Origin of the sequence: Larsenimonas rhizosphaerae (genome assembly GCF_026240105.1) — a bacterium.
GTDB lineage: Bacteria > Pseudomonadota > Gammaproteobacteria > Pseudomonadales > Halomonadaceae > Larsenimonas > Larsenimonas rhizosphaerae.
In genome coordinates this window covers 862,602-880,140 of record NZ_JAPIVE010000001.1, presented here as the reverse complement: position 1 = coordinate 880,140, position 17,539 = coordinate 862,602, and the positions used below count along the sequence as shown (strand labels likewise).

The window sequence follows — 17,539 nt, the reverse complement described above, 5'->3', positions numbered from 1 at the left end:
GGACGAGATAATTCGTGGAGTCTTATGGTAGCGCATTGTGCTGCGACAACTTGATGCTGCGGCATTTTGCGTCAGATACCATTTTTGTAGTTTGACTACATAATGGAGCGCAAGACGCATGCAAAATGGAAGGAATGCTTGTGTATGGAAGGGTTGTATCCAAAAAAAGCCGGCGGGTGCCGGCTCTTCGTGATCAGTGTGACATCAGATGGTGCTGCTGTTCGGTTCGGGGCGCAGTGCGATGAGCTTCTGGTGCGAAGGATGAGGTTTCATGCGCTTCCTGGCGGCGACGAGCCTGCATTTTCTGCTCTTCCTTCAGCATGATGTTGTGTCCACCCGTCATGTGCATCTCTCCTTTCCCGTTGATTCTGACTTTATTGTATACCAAGGTATTTGATTTTGAAATAAAACTACAAGATTTTCTCAAAAAATGGCTTCAGCATGTAAATCGACTACGGCTGGAAGAGCAAATACTTGAGGCGGGGTGCCTGATGTACTGGACTGCTTTAAGATTGTTACCCCATATACACTGCACAGGAACCTGGTGCCATGATCGAGCGTATGGCCTTGAATACGGAAGGAAAGGATTATGTCGTGGGGGATTTGCATGGTGAATATGATCGATTGATGTCGGCGCTCGAGACGCTGGAATTCAATACGGCCGTGGATCGCCTGTTTGCCGTGGGTGACCTTATTGACCGTGGTCCGTCCTCGATGCAGTGCCTGGCCTTGATGGATAATCCCTGGTTTTTCTCGGTACGTGGCAATCATGAGGCCATGGCCGTAAATGCACTGAAGGGCCGCATGTGGAACAACTGGCAGGAAAATGGCGGTCGCTGGGTGTTGAAGGAAAATCCGCCGGATGTCAGTCGTGTGCTGAATCAGGCGTGGCAGGCCATGCCACTGGCCTATGAGATCGAGGTATCCGGAGGACGTCGGGTTGGTATCGTTCATGCCAATCCGCCAGCTCGCTGGTCAGAACTTGATGACATGACCGAAGAGGTGGAAACCCGCCTGTTATGGTCGCGCCGACGCCACAAGACCGGCGATACCACGCCGGTTGAGGGCATCGATGCAGTCATCGTGGGTCATACGGTGGTGGGGTCGCCGATGATGCTTGGCAATGTGCGTTATATCGATACCGGTGCCTATCATACGCGCCGTCTCACCGTTGAGCCGCTGGATCAGGTGCTGGCGTGCCTTTGAATGAGTGAGAATTGATTAAAGTACATGCGGTGGTCCGCCGTTAACCTGATATTGAGTCCTTTTTACTCTGCACCGGGAGTATCCGCATGTACCGTGTTCGTTGTGCATTTCAGCCGTCGACCTATGCCAAGCCGAAGGTCATTCAAATGAAGCTGATCCCGAAGGTGGGTGAGTGGATGCTGCTGGATAATCAGGAGCTGGAAGTGCAGCGGATTATCCATACGCCACAGGACACTGATATCGAAGTCCAGCTCCAGCTCAAGGTCAACCTCAACACCATCTGACCACCTCCTTTCCCTGCCCTGATTGTTTGTCGCGGCGTGATCAGCGAAAATACCCGTCAACCTAGTACTGACCACTTCCCACCGGTGCAGCTTGCTGTACCGGTGACATGCTTATCAGGATTGAATCAAGTCGATGTCAACTACTGCTGTTGCGCAGGAAGCCGCCAAGCGTCGCACCTTTGCGATAATTTCCCACCCCGACGCGGGTAAAACCACGATTACCGAAAAGCTGCTGCTGTTCGGAAATGCCATTCAGGTCGCCGGAGCAGTCAAGAGCAAGCGTGACGCACGTCACACCACTTCCGACTGGATGAAGATGGAGCAGGAGCGCGGCATTTCCGTCACAACCTCCGTCATGCAGTTCCCTTATCAGGGACGTATGGTCAACCTGCTGGATACGCCAGGGCACGAGGATTTTTCCGAGGATACCTATCGCACACTGACGGCCGTGGACTCGGCGCTGATGGTGGTCGATGGTGCCAAGGGGGTAGAGGACCGTACCATCAAGCTGATGGAGGTCTGTCGTCTGCGAACCACGCCGATTCTGACCTTCGTCAATAAAATGGACCGTGACATCCGAGATCCCATTGAGGTGATGGATGACATCGAGACCACGCTGAATATCGCCTGCGCTCCCATTACCTGGCCGATAGGCATGGGCAAGCAGTTCCGTGGGGTCTATCACCTTCTAAACGATACGGTGCATCTGTACACGCAGGGGCAGGGGAAGCGTATTCCTGATGATCGGTTCATTCAGGGCCTTGATAACCCCGAGGTTGATCGAGAGCTGGGCGATTATGTCGCTGAAGAGCTGCGGGAGCAGATCGAGCTGGTCAAGGGAGCATCCCATGAGTTTGATCATGCCGCTTATTTGCGTGGTGAACTGACACCTGTCTATTTCGGTACAGCCATGGGGAATTTCGGCGTACGTGAAATGCTTGACGGATTTGTTGAATATGCACCGCCACCCCAGTCGCGGGAAACAAATGTTCGTGAAGTCGAGTCGGATGACGAGCGCTTTACCGGCTTTGTCTTCAAGATCCAGGCCAACATGGACCCCAAGCACCGTGACCGGGTAGCCTTCCTGCGTGTGTGTTCGGGCAAATACGAAAAAAACATGAAAATGCGTCATGTGCGCATCAAAAAGGACGTCAAGATTGCCGATGCGTTGACCTTCATGGCGTCGGACCGTTCACATGTAGAAGAAGCATGGCCGGGAGATATCATTGGGCTGCATAACCACGGCACCATTCAGATCGGCGATACCTTCACTTTCAGTGAGGACATGCGTTTTACCGGCATTCCTCATTTTGCTCCCGAGCTGTTCAAGCGTGTGCGCCTGAAGGATCCGCTCAAGATGAAGCAGCTTCAAAAGGGCCTTCAACAGCTTTCCGAAGAAGGGGCGACACAGGTATTCATGCCGCTTAATAACAATGACCTCATTGTCGGAGCCGTGGGAACGCTGCAGTTTGATGTGGTCGCACATCGACTCAAGGATGAGTACAAGGTCGAATGCATTTATGAAGGCATCAACGTGCAGACAGCGCGCTGGGTCTATGGCGATGATCGCAAGCTCGAGGAATTCCGGAACAAGGCGGGTGAAAATCTGGCGCTGGATGGCGGGGGGTGTCTGACATATCTTGCGCCTACGCGCGTTAATCTTCAGCTCACCCAGGAGCGCTGGCCTGACGTTCGTTTTCTGGCAACGCGCGAACACTGACACCTGCCGGCAGGTGCAGTATTTCCGATATCAACATGGGGCTGCCTCGGGCAGCCCGTCAGGGAGCGTCACGTGAAAGGATTTCTTGAGGAGTTCCGGACCTTTGCCGTCAAGGGTAACGTGGTCGACATGGCCATTGGCATCGTGGTGGGAAGTGCCTTCACCGCGATTGTCAGCAGTGTGGTCAAGGATCTTTTTTCACCCTTGATCGGGTTGATTACCGGTGGAATGAATTTTTCCAACCTCTTTGTCGTATTGAAATCCGGCGCCACCCCTGCGCCGTATCTCACCCTTGAGCAGGCTCAGCAGGCAGGTGCCGTCACGCTCAATTACGGCAATTTCATCAATTCAACCATTTCCTTCATTATTATTGCCTTTGTGGCGTTTATCATCGTGCGGGCTGTCAATCGCCTTCGGACGCTGCACGACACGCCAGCCCCCGTGGCTGAGAAGGTGCCTGCTACCAAAAGCTGTCCTTATTGCCTGACACAGCTGCCGCTGGCCGCGTCTCGCTGCCCGGCCTGCACTTCTCATCTGGACGCTGAGACGCCCTGATCATGATCGATGCGCATTGCCATCTTTCCCTGTCGGCGTTTGATGTCGATCTTGAGGAGGTCAAGGCGCGTGCCCGGTGTGCCGGTATCATGCATATGATTGATGCCGGCACTACAGCGGATCGGTTCAAGCGTCAATGCACGCTGGCTGCGGATGCATCGATAAGTATCTGTCATGGGCTTCACCCCTGGTTTCTTGATGTGCACCGGATCGACACTGATGCCGGCCATAATGACCTTGACTGTCTGGAGCGCATGCTGGGCAGCGGGCAGGCCGTTGCAGTAGGTGAATGTGGTCTGGATCGACGAATGGGGCGACTGGATGAACAGTGGTCGCTGCTCAATGCGCAGCTCAGGCTGGCCAAGACCCATGATCTGCCGGTGGTGCTGCACTGTGTTGGCATGAACGACGAGCTGAGCAAGCGACTCCGCGAGATGGATCTCCCGCGACGGGGGCTGATACATGCCTTCAGTGGTAGCTGGCAGCAGGCAAGGCGGTTGCTGGATCTGGGGTACCTGCTGGGTGTGGGGGGCGCAATGACCCATCCCGGTGCGCATCGATTACACCGAGTAGTAGCGGCTCTTCCTGACGATGGTTTTGTGCTGGAAACAGACTCCCCTGACATGCAGCCGGCAGGGATTACCGGGCGCAACGAGCCATCACATATCGTTCAGACATGCCGTAAAGCCGCTGAACTGCGTCATGTTTCGGCGGACACGCTCTCCCGATATACCGCTGATAATACAACACGCCTGTTCAGGCTTTGAGTCAGGATAATAAAAAGAGCCACCCATGGAGGATGGCTCTTTCGTGGTGACACAGACCTTCAATGGCCATGCTACGCGTTAAGCTGACGCTCGCGCAGACGCCGTTCAAACAGGGCTTCATGCTGATCCGTGCCAGTCTGGTAATGCACCGTAAAGCTTTCAAATGCCCGCATTGCATCCTGCGGGTCCTGATCTTCACGCAGGTCAAAGCTGTCGAAGCCACAGCGGCGCATGTAATAAAGCTGATCCACCAGCACATCACCGATTGCGCAGATCTCGTCGGTGTAGCCTGCTCGCTCGCGCAAAAGCCGTGCCAGCGTATAGCCCCGGCCGTCAGTGAAGGCCGGGAAGTCAATGGCGATCAGATGTGTCGTCTTCAACGCGTCAAGCAGTCTGGTGTCCATGACGGTATCACTGGGCAGCCAGGGAGCCAGTTCTGATCGATCATCGGCGGCCTGCCACAGGGCCAGCGGTACAATGGCAGGGCGCGCATCAGGCAGCTGCTCTTCATCGCGGCTGAGTGTCCACTCATCATGGTGCACACCATCAAGGCGAATAACATTACGCATAGACATACTCCTTGAAGGGCTTGATGCCCAGACGGCGATAGGTTTCAACGAATCGCTCGTCTTCATGGCGTTCACGCACGTATACCTGCAGGACCTTTTCGATCACCGAGGGTACATCTTCGCGGAAAAAGGAAGGGCCGAGAATCTTGCCAATGGAAGCATCATCAAGACTGGAGCCGCCCAGAGAGACCTGGTAATACTCTTCGCCCTTCTTGTCGACGCCCAGAATCCCGATGTTACCTACGTGGTGATGCCCGCAGGCATTCATGCAGCCGGAGATATTCAGATCCAGCGGGCCAAGATCGTAGACAAAATCGAGGTCATCGAATTTGGCCTGGATGGCCTGTGCGATGGGAATCGATTTGGCATTGGCCAGCGAACAGAAATCGCCCCCGGGACAGCAGATGATGTCGGTCAGGGTGCCGATGGTCGGGCTGGCCATGTCATGTGCATCCAGAGCCTTCCAGAGTGACTCGAGCTCATCGACAGGTACATCGGACAGCACCATGTTCTGCTCATGGGTGATGCGCAGCTCGCCAAACCCGTATCGATCGGCAAGATCAGCCACTACATCCATCTTGTCGGCCGTAATATCGCCTGGAGCATGGGTCTTGTGCTTGAGCGACAGAGTGACTGCACAGTAACCAGGCACCTTGTGGCCGGTTACGTTGTTGGTCACGAAGCGGCCGAAGGCCTTGTTGTCCCTGCGCAGCTGCTCAAAGGCATCAATGCCGGCCTGATCGACCGGATGGCGCTCGGGATCGGGGAAAAAGCTGCGTGCATGATCGATGGCTTCCTGAGTAATGGTCTGACTGCCGTTCTCGAGGTAAGCCCATTCTTCATCCACACGGCGACGGAACTCGTCGATGCCCAGTGCCTTGACCAGAATCTTGATGCGCGCCTTGAACTTGTTGTCGCGGCGCCCGAACTGGTTATAGACCCGTACGATGGCTTCGATGTAGGTCAGGATGTGCTGCCACGGCAAGTCTTCGCGAATAACGGTGCCTACCGTTGGTGTACGGCCAAGGCCGCCGCCGACCATCATGCAGGCCCTGACATCACCATCTTCGGTATGCCACAGGCGGATGCCGATATCGTGGACCTGGACGGCAGCTCGATCATGGGTAGCACCGGTTACCGCAATCTTGAACTTGCGGGGCAGGTAGGCAAATTCCGGGTGCAGGGTAGACCACTGACGAATCAGCTCACACCACGCCCGTGGATCCTCTACTTCATCCTGAGCGATGCCAGCAAACTGATCCGTGGTGGTGTTGCGCACACAGTTGCCGCTGGTCTGGATGGCGTGCATCTGTACGGCAGCCAGCTCAGCCAGAATATCCGGCACATCCTCGATCTTCGGCCAGTTGATCTGTACGTTCTGACGCGTGGACAGGTGGCCATAGGCCCGATCGTACCGGCGGGTAATGTCGGCGATGGTGCGCAACTGATGGGAAGACAACATGCCATAAGGGACTGCAATGCGCAGCATGGGCGCATGACGCTGGATGTACAGGCCGTTTTGCAGGCGCAGGGGGCGAAACTCCTCTTCGCCGAGCCGGCCTTCCAGAAAGCGTGTCATCTGGTCACGGAACTGCGCCACTCGTTCTTCGACGAGGGTCTGATCATAAGTGTCGTAGCGATACATCGTAAAATGATGTCCTGCTGTTGGGCCACCTGACAGGTGCAGGCAGCATGAATAAGACACGATAGCCGGGGATCAGGCCCCGGCAGACTGTCGTTATCCTGACAGGATACACGTCTTTACTTCCGGGAGAAGTGGCAGGTCGACCACTCTGCATAAAAAGCCATATCGGTAAAACGGATACCGCTGGCCAAACCTGCCGCGCTGTCAGTTTTCCGGGTCGTAGGACAGTACCGGCGAAAGCCAGCGCTCAATCTCGGGCATTGCCATGTTCTTTCGTTCAGCCAGGGCCTCGACCTGATCGCGGCCGATCTTGCCTGTCGAAAAATAACGCGACTGCGGATGAGAGAAATACCAGCCGGAGACGGCTGCAGCCGGCCACATGGCAAAGTTCTCGGTAAGTATCATTCCGGTACGTTCCGGTGCTTCAAGCAGGGAGAACAGCGCGGCCTTTTCGGTATGATCCGGACAGGCCGGGTATCCCGGAGCCGGGCGGATGCCCTGGTATTTCTCGCCAATCAGGGCCTGGTTGTCCAGGTTCTCGTCCGGAACATACCCCCAGAATTCCTTGCGCACTCGCTCGTGAAGTCGCTCGGCGAAGGCTTCCGCCAGTCGGTCTGCCAGGGCCTTGACCATAATGGCACTGTAATCATCGCCGGCTTCCTCGTACTGTCTGGCCAGTTCGTCAGCCCCATGGCCGGTCGTGACTGCAAATCCGCCAAGCCAGTCTTCACGGCCGGTGGCTTTCGGGGCCACAAAGTCGGCCAGGCTATAGCAGAGGCCGTCGCGGCTTTTGCTGCTTTGTTGACGAATGTGGTGCAGGCGTTCGTGAATGGTAGTGCGACTTTCATCGGTATAAAGCTCGATGACGTCATCATCGACGGAGTTGGCAGGCCAGAATCCGATCACTCCGCGCGCCTCAAGGTGTTTTTCATCGATGAGTTTTGCCAGCATGACCTGTGCATCGGCAAAGAGGCTTCTGGCCGCCTCTCCGACAATTTCATCGTCGAGGATCTTCGGGTACTTGCCCACCAGCTGCCAGCTCATGAAAAATGGCGTCCAGTCTATCTTTTCAACCAGCTCATCAAGGTCGTAATCCTCGAAGGTCATCAGCCCCTGAAACGTCGGTCTGGGTGGGGTGTACCGGTGCCAGTCAAGCGCAGCACGGCGCTCGCGGGCCTGCTCATAGCTGATGTCGGAGCCCTTGGGCCGGCGCTTGCTGTTTCGCTCACGAACCTTGACGTACTCATCACGAATCTCCTGCACATAAGGCCCCTTGAGCTGGGGCGAAAGCAGGCGACTGGCTACGCCTACTGCGCGGGAGGCATCGCTGACATAGATGACGGGCTCACTGAAGTTGGGTTCGATCTTGACGGCAGTGTGGGCCTTCGAGGTGGTGGCCCCCCCGATCAGAAGCGGCAACTTCAATCCCTGACGCTCCATTTCCTTTGCAACGTGCACCATTTCATCCAGTGAGGGAGTGATCAGTCCTGACAGCCCGATAATATCCGCATTGTGTTCGCGGGCGGCAGCGAGAATCCTTTCGCAGGGCACCATGACCCCCAGGTCAATCACCTCGTAGTTGTTGCACTGGAGCACCACACCCACGATATTCTTGCCAATGTCATGTACATCGCCCTTGACCGTGGCCATGATGATTCGGCCCTTGGTCTCGTTGGCGCCGCTCTTTTCGGCTTCGATAAACGGAATCAGGTAAGCGACGGCCTGTTTCATGACTCGCGCTGACTTCACGACCTGAGGCAGGAACATCTTGCCGTCACCGAACAGGTCGCCTACCACGTTCATCCCGTTCATCAGGGGGCCTTCGATTACTTCGATCGGCCGTGTCGCGCGCTGGCGTGCCAGCTCGGTATCTTCCTCGATGAATGCCGTTACGCCCTTGACCAACGCGTGCTCGATGCGCTTCTCTACATCCCAGCCACGCCATTCGAGATCTTCCTTTTTGGGGCCGCTGGAGCCATCACCCCGGTATTTTTCAGCGATATCCAGCAGGCGTTCGGTGCCATCTTCGCGGCGGTTGAGGACAACATCCTCGACCGCGTCACGCAGTTCCGAGGGCAGGTCATCATAGACGGCCAGCTGACCGGCGTTGACGATCCCCATGGTCAATCCTGCCTTGATGGCGTGATACAGAAAGACCGAATGGATGGCCTCGCGCACCGGATTGTTGCCACGAAACGAGAAGGAGACGTTCGACACTCCGCCCGAAATCATGGCGTGGGGAAGGTGGTCGGTAATCCACTGGCAGGATTCGATGAAATCCACGGCATAGTTATTGTGTTCTTCGATGCCCGTGGCGATGGCAAAGATGTTGGGGTCAAAGATAATGTCTTCGGCCGGAAAGCCGATATCGTCCACCAGCAACCGGTAGGCCCGCTGGCAGATTTCGGTCTTGCGGGCAAAGGTGTCTGCCTGACCCTGTTCATCAAAGGCCATTACGATAATGGCCGCTCCGTAGCGGCGACATTTGGTGGCCTGCTCCCGGAACTGGGCTTCGCCTTCCTTGAGAGAAATCGAATTGACAACGGCCTTGCCCTGAACACATTTAAGGCCGGCTTCGATAATGTCCCACTTGGACGAGTCGATCATGATCGGAACGCGGCAGATGTCGGGCTCGGAAGCGATCAGGTTCAAAAAGCGAACCATCGCTTCTTCCGATTCCAGCATGCCTTCATCCATGTTGATATCGATGATCTGGGCGCCGTTTTCGACCTGCTCGAGCGCTACTTCAAGTGCCGTAGTGTACTCTTCTTCCTTGATCAGCCGCTTGAAGCGGGCTGAACCGGTAACGTTGGTGCGTTCCCCGACGTTGACAAACAGGCTGTCCCGGGAAATGGTAAATGGCTCCAGACCGGCAAGCCGGCAGGCCGGCGAAATGCTGGGTACGACACGGGGAGTCAGGCCCTCCATGGCCTCGGCAAGCCGCCGAATATGCTCAGGTGTCGTGCCACAGCAGCCGCCAATGATATTGATCAGGCCGCGCTCACCGAATGACTTGACGATTTCAGCCATCTCTTCCGGTGTCTGATCGTACTCGCCAAACTCGTTTGGCAGCCCCGCATTCGGGTGAGCGCTGACAAAGGTATCGGCGCGGTTCGACAGCTCTTCCAGGTACGGTCGCAGATCCTCGGCCCCCAGCGCACAGTTCAACCCGACAGAAATCGGATTGGCGTGGCGTACCGAGTTCCAGAACGCTTCCGTGGTCTGACCGGAGAGGGTGCGTCCGGAGGCATCGGTAATGGTGCCGGAAATCATGATCGGCAAGCGTCGGCCGAGCTGCTCGAACAACACTTCCAGTGCGTAGATTGCTGCCTTGGCGTTCAAGGTATCGAAAATGGTTTCGATCAGCAGAAGATCCGAGCCACCTTCAATCAGGGCTTCCGCCGCTTCAAGATAGTTCTCGACCAGTTCGTCAAAGGTAATATTGCGTTTGGCGGGATCATTGACGTCCGGAGACAGTGACGCGGTTCGGCTGGTTGGCCCAAGAACGCCGGCCACGTAGCGAGGGCGTCCGGTTTCTGCGGCGACTTCATCGCAGACTTCTCGCGCCAGCCGGGCGGCCTCAAGGTTCAATTCACGGGTCAGGGATTCAAGTGCGTAATCGGATTGTGACAGGCGCGTACTGTTAAAGGTGTTGGTTTCAATGATATCGGCGCCGGCTTCAAGGTACAGACGATGGAGGTATTTGATATCGTCGCGACGAGTCAGGGTCAGAAGGTCATTATTACCCTGAAGATCCGTTGACCAGTCAGCAAGGCGCTCGCCGCGAAAGTCCGATTCTTCGAAGCCATAACCTTGAATCATGGTACCCATGCCGCCATCCAGTATAAGGATGCGGTTCTTGAGCGCGTGAGTCAGTTCTTCGCAATGAGGCGTGCTGGTCTTCAACGGTCGAGCTCCGGAAATGGTTATATTGTTGCTGGTTCAGGGGCCAGCCAGCGGCTGCTCAAAATAGCAGAAAACGCCGAATGCGGCGCGAGCGATTACTTGATCAAATTACTCGGGAATTGTGTCGTTCATCGATATTGACGTACCATAAGGCCAATTTCTGTACAGAATCCAGAGGATTATCATGAGTGACAGCATCGAAATTACCGATAGCGCACAGGAATACCTTGCCGAGCTGCTGTCCAAGCAGGATGTAGGTGGCATGGGCGTGCGCGTTTTCATTACCCAGCCGGGGACGCCCTACGCTGAAACCTGTCTGGCCTATTGCCGCCCGGGAGAAGAAGAGCCTACGGATATTCGCCTCGAGCTCGATAAGATCACGGCCTTCATTGAAAAGCACAGCGAGGCATTCCTTGCTGAAGCAGTTGTTGATTTCAACAAGGACCGAATGGGCGGTCAGCTGACCATCAAGGCGCCCAATGCCAAGATGCCCAAGGTCAATGAAGACAGCCCAATGGAAGACCGTATCAATTACATTCTTTACAGCGAAATCAATCCAGGCCTGGCTGCGCATGGCGGAGAGGTCAAGCTGATCCAGCTGACCGAGGATAATGTTGCCATTCTGCAGTTCGGCGGTGGGTGTCAGGGTTGCGCCGCCGTCGACGTCACGCTGAAACAGGGCGTTGAGCGCACCATCATTGAGCGTATTCCTGAAATTCAGGCAGTGCGTGATGTGACTGACCACTCTGACACGACCAATGCCTATTATTGAGCCATGGTTGCACCTCGGTGCATTACGTGAAAAAGGCGCCTGTTGGCGCCTTTTTTGCGAGCATCAGATATAAGGGGGCAGTGTGGTGCGTGACAGGCGTTCCTGCAGTACACGCAGCTCGGTCTTCAGCCGGGCATTGTCGCGTTCACGCTCTTCCAGTTGCCGATTGGCGCGCTGCTCCCGCTCGGTCGATTCGCGCAGATTCTGTTGGGCCTGCTGCATTTTCCATTCGGCTTCACGCAGCTTGCGCTCGCTGTCCTGCACCATCTGACGCTGGCCTTCAAACTGCTGGTTCAGGCGATCGATCCGCTCTTCGAGCTGCTCGATCTTGCGGCGTGCCTGCTTGTCACTGTCGCTCTTTTCCTGACGTGCACTGTCCAGCAGTTGCATCAGCCGGTGCTCGGCAGCCTCATGTCGGCTCTCCTCCTGCGCCAGCTGCTTTCGACGCTGGTCTTCAAGTGTTTCGATGACGGTTTGATGCTCGCTTTCGAGGCGCTGACGCTCGTCGCTGAGCGCTTCAATCTGCTCATCTCGCATCGATAAGCGGGTCTCAAGCTCATCACTGTGTTTTTTAAGCATCGTGAATTCGCTGTCACGATGCGCCAGAGAGGCTGTCTTTTCTTCCAGCCGGGCCTGCATGTGGTCGAATCGTTCCCCTAGAGCTGCCAAACGCTGTTCGGCGTCTTCCGTGGCGCGGCGCGCCTGCTGCGACACATTGTTGGCTTCCTCGACTCTCTCATCGGCCTGCTGGCGATAAAGCGATAATGTGTCGTTGGCTTCTTCCTGTGCCTGTTGCCACAGTCCGGCCAGCGATTCCTGCAATCGTTCCGGGATGGACTGTGGCAGAGGCTGGTCGCGATTTTCCTCGCGGCGTGCCCGCCATTCCCTCAAATGATCGCTGATGGTCGTAAAACTGCCTGTACCAAGCTCTTCGCGAATGCGCTGTACCCCTGGGGATTCCCCGCGCTGAAGAAGGCTCTCTATTGCCCGCTGTACATCCTCATAGCGTATGCCTGTGCGTGCCATGATGCTGCTCCTGTTCCCTGCCGCGCCTTTCCGGCGCGTTTCTATCCCCAGCATAGCCTGGAAACGAGTGAGTAAAAAGCTTTTTACGTATTACGTATTACGTAAAATACACTACACACATGATCGTAAATTCAAGATTACGCGTCTTATCTTGAATTGTTATACTGTCCTTTCATTACAGGTGTCAGAGGCATCCGATGGATATTGTGCTTGCCCCCCTCGCGACAGATATAACGTGCGCCCCGTCAACGGCGGTCGGGCAGGGAGGTGCGCTTATAGAAGCTCGTAGTGATCGAGAGGCCATTACTCGCTGGCTGATTGAGTATCGACACAGTCCGGCCACGTTCAGGCATTACCGCAAGGAGGCTGAACGCTTTGTGCTATGGCTTGAGTTTCGCGGTCTGTCTCTTGACGCCCTGCGCCGACACCATCTGGATGAGTTCGAACAGTTTCTGACGAACCCATTGCCGTCTTCTCACTGGACAGGGCCTACACGACCACGCCATCACCCTCGGTGGCGTCCGTTCAGAAGTGGGCTGGCACCGGCCAGCCGCCGCCAGAGTCTGGTGATTCTGCAGGGGTTGTGCGGATGGTTGAAGGAAGCAGGGTGGGTGACTCACAACCCCTTTGCCTTGATGCGCGACCGGCGCCGCCGGCTGGATAATGCCGCACCACCCGTGATTGAACGGTATTTTGAGCGTGAATGGTGGTGCGCCATGTGGAAGCTGCTCGATCCCCCTGTAGAGGATGCACCGCAGCGCTCACGCTTTCTCATCGCTCGCCGCCGTTTCCTGTTCGGGTTTGCCTATCTGATGGCGCCGCGAATAGCCGAAATCAGTCGAGCCAGGATGAATGATTTTCGCCTCGAGGAAGGGCAGTGGTGGTGGCATGTCGTTGGCAAGGGCAACAAGGTAGCTCGCTTGCCGGTACCGGACGACATGATGACCCTGCTGAGGGAGTGGCGTGCCGAGCTGGGGCTTTCCGACATGCCGCCACCCCATGACGACTCACCGGTACTTCGCGCCCTCGACAGGCGACGAGGTGTCACCGACAATCAGCTGTACCGGGTGTTCAAGGATGGGTTTTCAATGCTCTCTGATGCGCTGATAGCCCGAAACTGGTCACAGGATCATCCCTTGATTGAACAGTTGCGCCGGGCTACGCCGCACTGGCTTCGCCATACGTCGCTGACGCATCAGGCGCAGTCCGGGATTGAGCTACGCTATCTGGCCATGAATGCCCGTCATGCCCGACTTGAAACCACGGCACGCTACCTGCATGCCGAAAATGATGAATGGCAGCGCCAGCAGGCTCGCCATCGATTAAGCCGTATTGAATAACAAGAACGATCCTTTGATCGCACAAGGCCACGATACCAATGTCCAGCAACCAAGGAGAAATCATGAACACCGAGCATGCCCAGCAGGAACTCGTTGATGAATTCAGCATGTTTGATAACTGGATGGACCGTTACCAGTATCTGATTGATATGGGAAAGCTTCTCCCGGAATTTCCAGAGCACCTCAAAACCAGTGAGACACGCATCGAGGGCTGCCAGTCCAACGTGTGGATTCATGATCGGCTTGAAGACGGCGTGCTGTATTTTGATGCGGCTTCGGACGCCGCCATTGTTTCGGGACTGATCGCAGTATTGATGCGCATCTACAATGGGCGCACCCCTCAGGAGATTTCTGCAACATCACCGGCATTCATGGAGGAGCTGGGGCTCGACAAGCATTTATCGCCAACTCGCAGCAACGGCCTGCATGCCATGTTGAATCACATTTATCACACGGCAAAAAACGCCGGCTGAACGAAATCAATGTGACGTGTTGTGCTCGTCAGGTGGGCAGTGGCGGCAGGGCGGCACGGGATCAACGCCACCCTGATGAAAGGGGTGGCATTTACCGAGGCGTTTGATTGCGAGCCAGCCGCCTCGCCAGGGCCCATGACGGCTGATGGCTTCCAGTGCATAGCTTGAGCAGGTTGGCCAGAAGCGACACCGCGGGCCCAGAAGCGGACTGATGACATATTGATAGGCCCGTATCCCTGCCTTGAGAAAGGAAGCCGCCCACCGGGTAATTACGCTGCCTTCAGGAGGAAGGGGCGCCATACAACATCTCCGGGTCCATATCGGGTGCCGAGGCAATTGTTGCCCCTTCGCTGTCCAGTTGATGATAGAAACAGCTTTTTCGCCCTGTGTGACAGGCTGGGCCCTGCTGGTCGACGATCAGCAACAGGGTGTCACCGTCGCAATCAAGATAGGCTTCCTTCAACCACTGCACCTGACCTGATGATTCTCCCTTGCGCCAGAAACGCTGCCGTGAGCGGGACCAGTAGCATACGCGCATTTTTTCCAGGGTTTCCTGCAGGGCGGTCCGGTTCATCCAGGCCATCATGAGCACGTCCTTCGTATCATGCTGCTGGGCAATGGCGGGGATCAGACCATCTTCATTCCATGGAATGGCGTCCAGCAGATCCTCCAGCGCCGTACGTGTTCGAGGGGCTGCTTTTTCAAGACGCTTGAACAGCGTTAACGAAGAGGGCATGACTTATCCTTGGCGGTAGGGCTTCAAAAGATGCTGCACACTGATCGAGACAAAATAACCAAGCCCGGCGACCAGTACAATAGTGGCACCTGAAGGTAAATCGGCCACCCATGATATGGCCATTCCCACCACAATAAACAGCATGCCGGCCAGTGAAGCGATCAGCATCATGGCGCTGATCGAGCGCACATGGTGCCCCGCCAGAGCAGCAGGCAGCGTAAGCAGGGCGATGACCATGATCAAGCCGATGGCCTGAAGCAATACAACGACCGATACAGCGACCAGACACAGTAGAAGAATATACAGTGTGCGAGCGGGCACACCACGCAGGCTGGCAAACTCTTCATCGAAAATCACGGCCGTCAGGGAGCGATGCACCAGAAGCAATACCAGTACCAGTCCTGCCACAATCGCGGAAAGCACGGAGGCCAGGCCAGGAGGTGTCAGCAGTAGATTGCCGAACAGATAGCTGGTCAGGTTGGTGCTGTAACCGGGCGTCTGGCTGATGAACAGCACACCGACGGACATTCCGACAGCCCACAGGGCATTGATGACCGTATCTTCTTCCCTGGGGCTGTAAAGACTGATCACCCCGATAATCACTGCGGCAACCAGCGCACAGATGAAGGCGCCGACAATGGGTGACCCGCCCAGAAAATAGGCGATGCCCATGCCGGCCAGCACCGTATGGGCAATACCGCCTCCCAGATAGCCGATGCGCTTCACCACCACGTATGGACCGATCAATCCGCCAGCCAGAGCCGCCAGCAGCCCGACCAGCAACGCCTGACGCAAGAAGGGTTCAGTAAGGGCTGCGTGGAAGAAATCTTGAAAGGCCAAGGGTATATCCTGCGTCAGTGAGCATGGTGATGGTGCACCATTTGCACCTGTTCGCCGTAAAGCTGGTTAATGGTATCAGCGGTGACAGCCGCGGTGGGATGCATGACCAGTGACTGGTTCAGGCAGGCTACTCTGTCCACGTAGTCACTGATAAATCCAAGATCATGGGAAATCACCATGACGGTCATGTTTTTTTTCAGCGTGCTGAATAATTCAAACAATGAGGTTTCGCCGTGTCGGTCCACACTGGCAGTGGGCTCGTCCAGCAGCAGGATTTCAGGATTGGCAACCAGTGCGCGCGCAATCAGTACGCGTTGCATCTGGCCGCCGGACAGCGCCTCGATATGACGAGAACGCAGATGGGTAATTTCAAGCAGGTCAAGAATGTCGGTAATGGCATGGCGATCGCTGCGCTTCCAGAAACCCCACATATTACCCTGGCCCAAACGGCCCATCAGCACGACATCTTCCACCGAAATCGGGAAAGACCGCGCAAAACGGGCAAACTGGGGTACATAGCCCAGTCTGCGCGCTGCGCGGCGAGGTGTTGTATCCAGCACGGATATCCGGCCTTCCTGGGGGGGCAATAGTCCCAGAATCAAGCGCAATAGCGTGCTTTTCCCACCACCGTTGGGGCCTATCAGCCCCATGAATTCCCGGTGGCGGACACTTAATGAGACATCATCAAGTACCCGCTGACTGCCATAGGAAAAGGATATATTGTCAAGCTGTATGGCATCGGTCATGACGAACTGTCTGTTGCCTTTTCAAAGCCGGCGACCAGCGCATCGGCAATACGGTGAAGATTGGCAGGATAGTCTTCCGCCAGCGGATCAATGGACACTACATTGCCATCAAGTGACTCCGCCAGGCGGCGTGCTGTGGCCTGAGAAAACTGTTTCTGCACAAAAATCGTGTGAATCCCGTTTTTCCTCGCAGTGGTCATCAGGTCATGCAGGGCACGCGGCGTAGGCTCGCGACCGTTAAGCTCGATCGGGTGCTGATTCAGGTGATAATGATCGGCAAAGTATCCCCATGCAGGGTGGTACACCATGAAACTACGCCCCTTGTAAGGCATGAGCTGCCGGGTAATCTGCTGATCTGTCTGCTTGATCTCGTCGACCAGTGCGGACTCACGCTGGCGAATGGCGCCAGCCTGGTCGGGCAGGGCGTTGACGAGGGCATCGGCAGCATTATGCGCCATGATGATCATGTTATTCGGGTCAAGCCAGATATGTGGATCCGGTGCGCCGGCTTCATGATGATGGCCGGATGCTGCTTCATGTCCATGATGATGGTCATCGTGCGCATGATGATCATTGTGTGCTTCGCCGTCATGGTGAGAGGGCTCATCATGAGATTCTATGCTTCGGTGCGCGACGTTCTTGTCCATGCTGACAATGTTCATGTCAGGGGCGCGCTCGGCAAACCGGTCAAGCCAGGCAGCCTCAAAGGGGACGCCGATTGAAAAATAAAGGCGGGAATGGGAGAGACTGGATAATTGCCTTGGGCTGGGTGAAAAATCTTCCGGTTCCTGCCCGGGCAGTACCATGGTCTGCACGTCGACGCTGTCCTGACCCAGCTGCTTGATCAGCCATTGCTGGGGAATGATGCTGACAGACACCGATAGCGGAGCGGCCATTGCAGTCAATGGTGATAGGGTCAAAAGGGCAGTAGCAACCAGTGCGGGGAAGCGCATG

18 protein-coding genes are annotated in these 17,539 nt (G+C 55.9%); 8 read left to right on the top strand and 10 right to left on the bottom strand.

Features of this window, described 5'->3' with window-relative positions; translation table 11 throughout:
- Nucleotides 1–193: 193 nt before the first annotated feature.
- The gene (locus tag OQ287_RS04120) at nucleotides 194–343 is read right to left on the bottom strand and encodes a hypothetical protein (protein ID WP_250936871.1); all 150 of its coding nucleotides are present in this window, start codon (nucleotides 341–343) and stop codon (nucleotides 194–196) included.
- Between the two features lie 206 nt (nucleotides 344–549).
- Between OQ287_RS04120 and OQ287_RS04115 the strand changes: the two genes are divergently transcribed.
- From OQ287_RS04115 to OQ287_RS04095, 5 genes are all read left to right on the top strand, one after another.
- The gene (locus tag OQ287_RS04115; protein WP_265895675.1) at nucleotides 550–1,206 is read left to right on the top strand and encodes a metallophosphoesterase; all 657 of its coding nucleotides are present in this window, start codon (nucleotides 550–552) and stop codon (nucleotides 1,204–1,206) included.
- 86 nt (nucleotides 1,207–1,292) lie between these two features.
- Nucleotides 1,293–1,490, top strand: coding sequence for a hypothetical protein (locus tag OQ287_RS04110; RefSeq protein ID WP_250936865.1), 198 nt, complete (start codon nucleotides 1,293–1,295; stop codon nucleotides 1,488–1,490).
- A gap of 133 nt (nucleotides 1,491–1,623) precedes the next feature.
- Entirely contained in the window at nucleotides 1,624–3,210 is a 1,587-nt protein-coding gene (locus tag OQ287_RS04105; protein ID WP_250936864.1) for a peptide chain release factor 3, read from the top strand.
- 72 nt (nucleotides 3,211–3,282) lie between these two features.
- The gene (gene mscL / locus OQ287_RS04100) at nucleotides 3,283–3,765 is read left to right on the top strand and encodes a large conductance mechanosensitive channel protein MscL (protein WP_265895674.1); all 483 of its coding nucleotides are present in this window, start codon (nucleotides 3,283–3,285) and stop codon (nucleotides 3,763–3,765) included.
- A gap of 2 nt (nucleotides 3,766–3,767) precedes the next feature.
- Complete coding sequence (locus tag OQ287_RS04095) at nucleotides 3,768–4,532, top strand: TatD family hydrolase (RefSeq protein ID WP_284732668.1); 765 nt, start codon at nucleotides 3,768–3,770, stop codon at nucleotides 4,530–4,532.
- Between the two features lie 71 nt (nucleotides 4,533–4,603).
- Here OQ287_RS04095 and OQ287_RS04090 read toward each other — a convergent pair whose 3' ends face one another.
- The 3 genes from OQ287_RS04090 to metH form a co-directional block, all read right to left on the bottom strand.
- On the bottom strand, nucleotides 4,604–5,101 hold the full coding sequence (locus tag OQ287_RS04090; RefSeq protein ID WP_265895672.1) for a DUF934 domain-containing protein: 498 nt from the start codon (nucleotides 5,099–5,101) through the stop codon (nucleotides 4,604–4,606).
- A complete protein-coding gene (locus tag OQ287_RS04085; RefSeq protein ID WP_265895671.1) occupies nucleotides 5,094–6,746 on the bottom strand; it encodes a nitrite/sulfite reductase in 1,653 nt (550 codons plus the stop codon). The genes OQ287_RS04090 and OQ287_RS04085 overlap by 8 nt, the downstream gene beginning before the upstream one ends.
- Nucleotides 6,747–6,950: 204 nt before the next feature.
- Nucleotides 6,951–10,652: a methionine synthase gene (gene metH / locus OQ287_RS04080; RefSeq protein WP_265895670.1), complete on the bottom strand. Its 3,702-nt coding sequence runs from the start codon at nucleotides 10,650–10,652 to the stop codon at nucleotides 6,951–6,953.
- A gap of 184 nt (nucleotides 10,653–10,836) precedes the next feature.
- On the opposite strand from metH, the gene nfuA reads away from it, so the two are divergent.
- Complete coding sequence (gene nfuA / locus OQ287_RS04075) at nucleotides 10,837–11,424, top strand: Fe-S biogenesis protein NfuA (RefSeq protein WP_250936856.1); 588 nt, start codon at nucleotides 10,837–10,839, stop codon at nucleotides 11,422–11,424.
- A gap of 63 nt (nucleotides 11,425–11,487) precedes the next feature.
- Here the strand turns inward: nfuA and OQ287_RS04070 are convergent, their stop codons facing one another.
- A complete protein-coding gene (locus tag OQ287_RS04070) occupies nucleotides 11,488–12,450 on the bottom strand; it encodes a DNA-binding protein (protein WP_250936854.1) in 963 nt (320 codons plus the stop codon).
- 197 nt (nucleotides 12,451–12,647) lie between these two features.
- Between OQ287_RS04070 and OQ287_RS04065 the strand changes: the two genes are divergently transcribed.
- A complete protein-coding gene (locus OQ287_RS04065) occupies nucleotides 12,648–13,790 on the top strand; it encodes a tyrosine-type recombinase/integrase (protein ID WP_265895669.1) in 1,143 nt (380 codons plus the stop codon).
- Between the two features lie 62 nt (nucleotides 13,791–13,852).
- On the top strand, nucleotides 13,853–14,263 hold the full coding sequence (locus OQ287_RS04060; RefSeq protein ID WP_250936842.1) for a SufE family protein: 411 nt from the start codon (nucleotides 13,853–13,855) through the stop codon (nucleotides 14,261–14,263).
- Between the two features lie 6 nt (nucleotides 14,264–14,269).
- Here OQ287_RS04060 and yidD read toward each other — a convergent pair whose 3' ends face one another.
- The 5 genes from yidD to OQ287_RS04035 are packed head-to-tail and all read right to left on the bottom strand — an operon-like array spanning nucleotide 14,270 to nucleotide 17,538.
- Complete coding sequence (gene yidD, locus OQ287_RS04055) at nucleotides 14,270–14,563, bottom strand: membrane protein insertion efficiency factor YidD (RefSeq protein WP_250936838.1); 294 nt, start codon at nucleotides 14,561–14,563, stop codon at nucleotides 14,270–14,272.
- Nucleotides 14,544–14,999, bottom strand: coding sequence for a phosphoribosyl-AMP cyclohydrolase (gene hisI, locus OQ287_RS04050; RefSeq protein WP_250936836.1), 456 nt, complete (start codon nucleotides 14,997–14,999; stop codon nucleotides 14,544–14,546). Before hisI ends, yidD begins: the two co-directional genes overlap by 20 nt.
- Before the next feature lie 3 nt (nucleotides 15,000–15,002).
- Nucleotides 15,003–15,839, bottom strand: a complete 837-nt coding sequence (locus OQ287_RS04045) for a metal ABC transporter permease (RefSeq protein WP_250936834.1) — start codon at nucleotides 15,837–15,839, stop codon at nucleotides 15,003–15,005.
- Nucleotides 15,840–15,853: 14 nt separating this feature from the next.
- Nucleotides 15,854–16,585 (bottom strand): metal ABC transporter ATP-binding protein, encoded by a 732-nt coding sequence (locus tag OQ287_RS04040; protein WP_250936831.1) that lies wholly within the window; start codon nucleotides 16,583–16,585, stop codon nucleotides 15,854–15,856.
- Nucleotides 16,582–17,538: a metal ABC transporter solute-binding protein, Zn/Mn family gene (locus OQ287_RS04035; RefSeq protein ID WP_250936829.1), complete on the bottom strand. Its 957-nt coding sequence runs from the start codon at nucleotides 17,536–17,538 to the stop codon at nucleotides 16,582–16,584. The genes OQ287_RS04040 and OQ287_RS04035 overlap by 4 nt, the downstream gene beginning before the upstream one ends.
- Nucleotide 17,539: the final 1 nt, after the last annotated feature.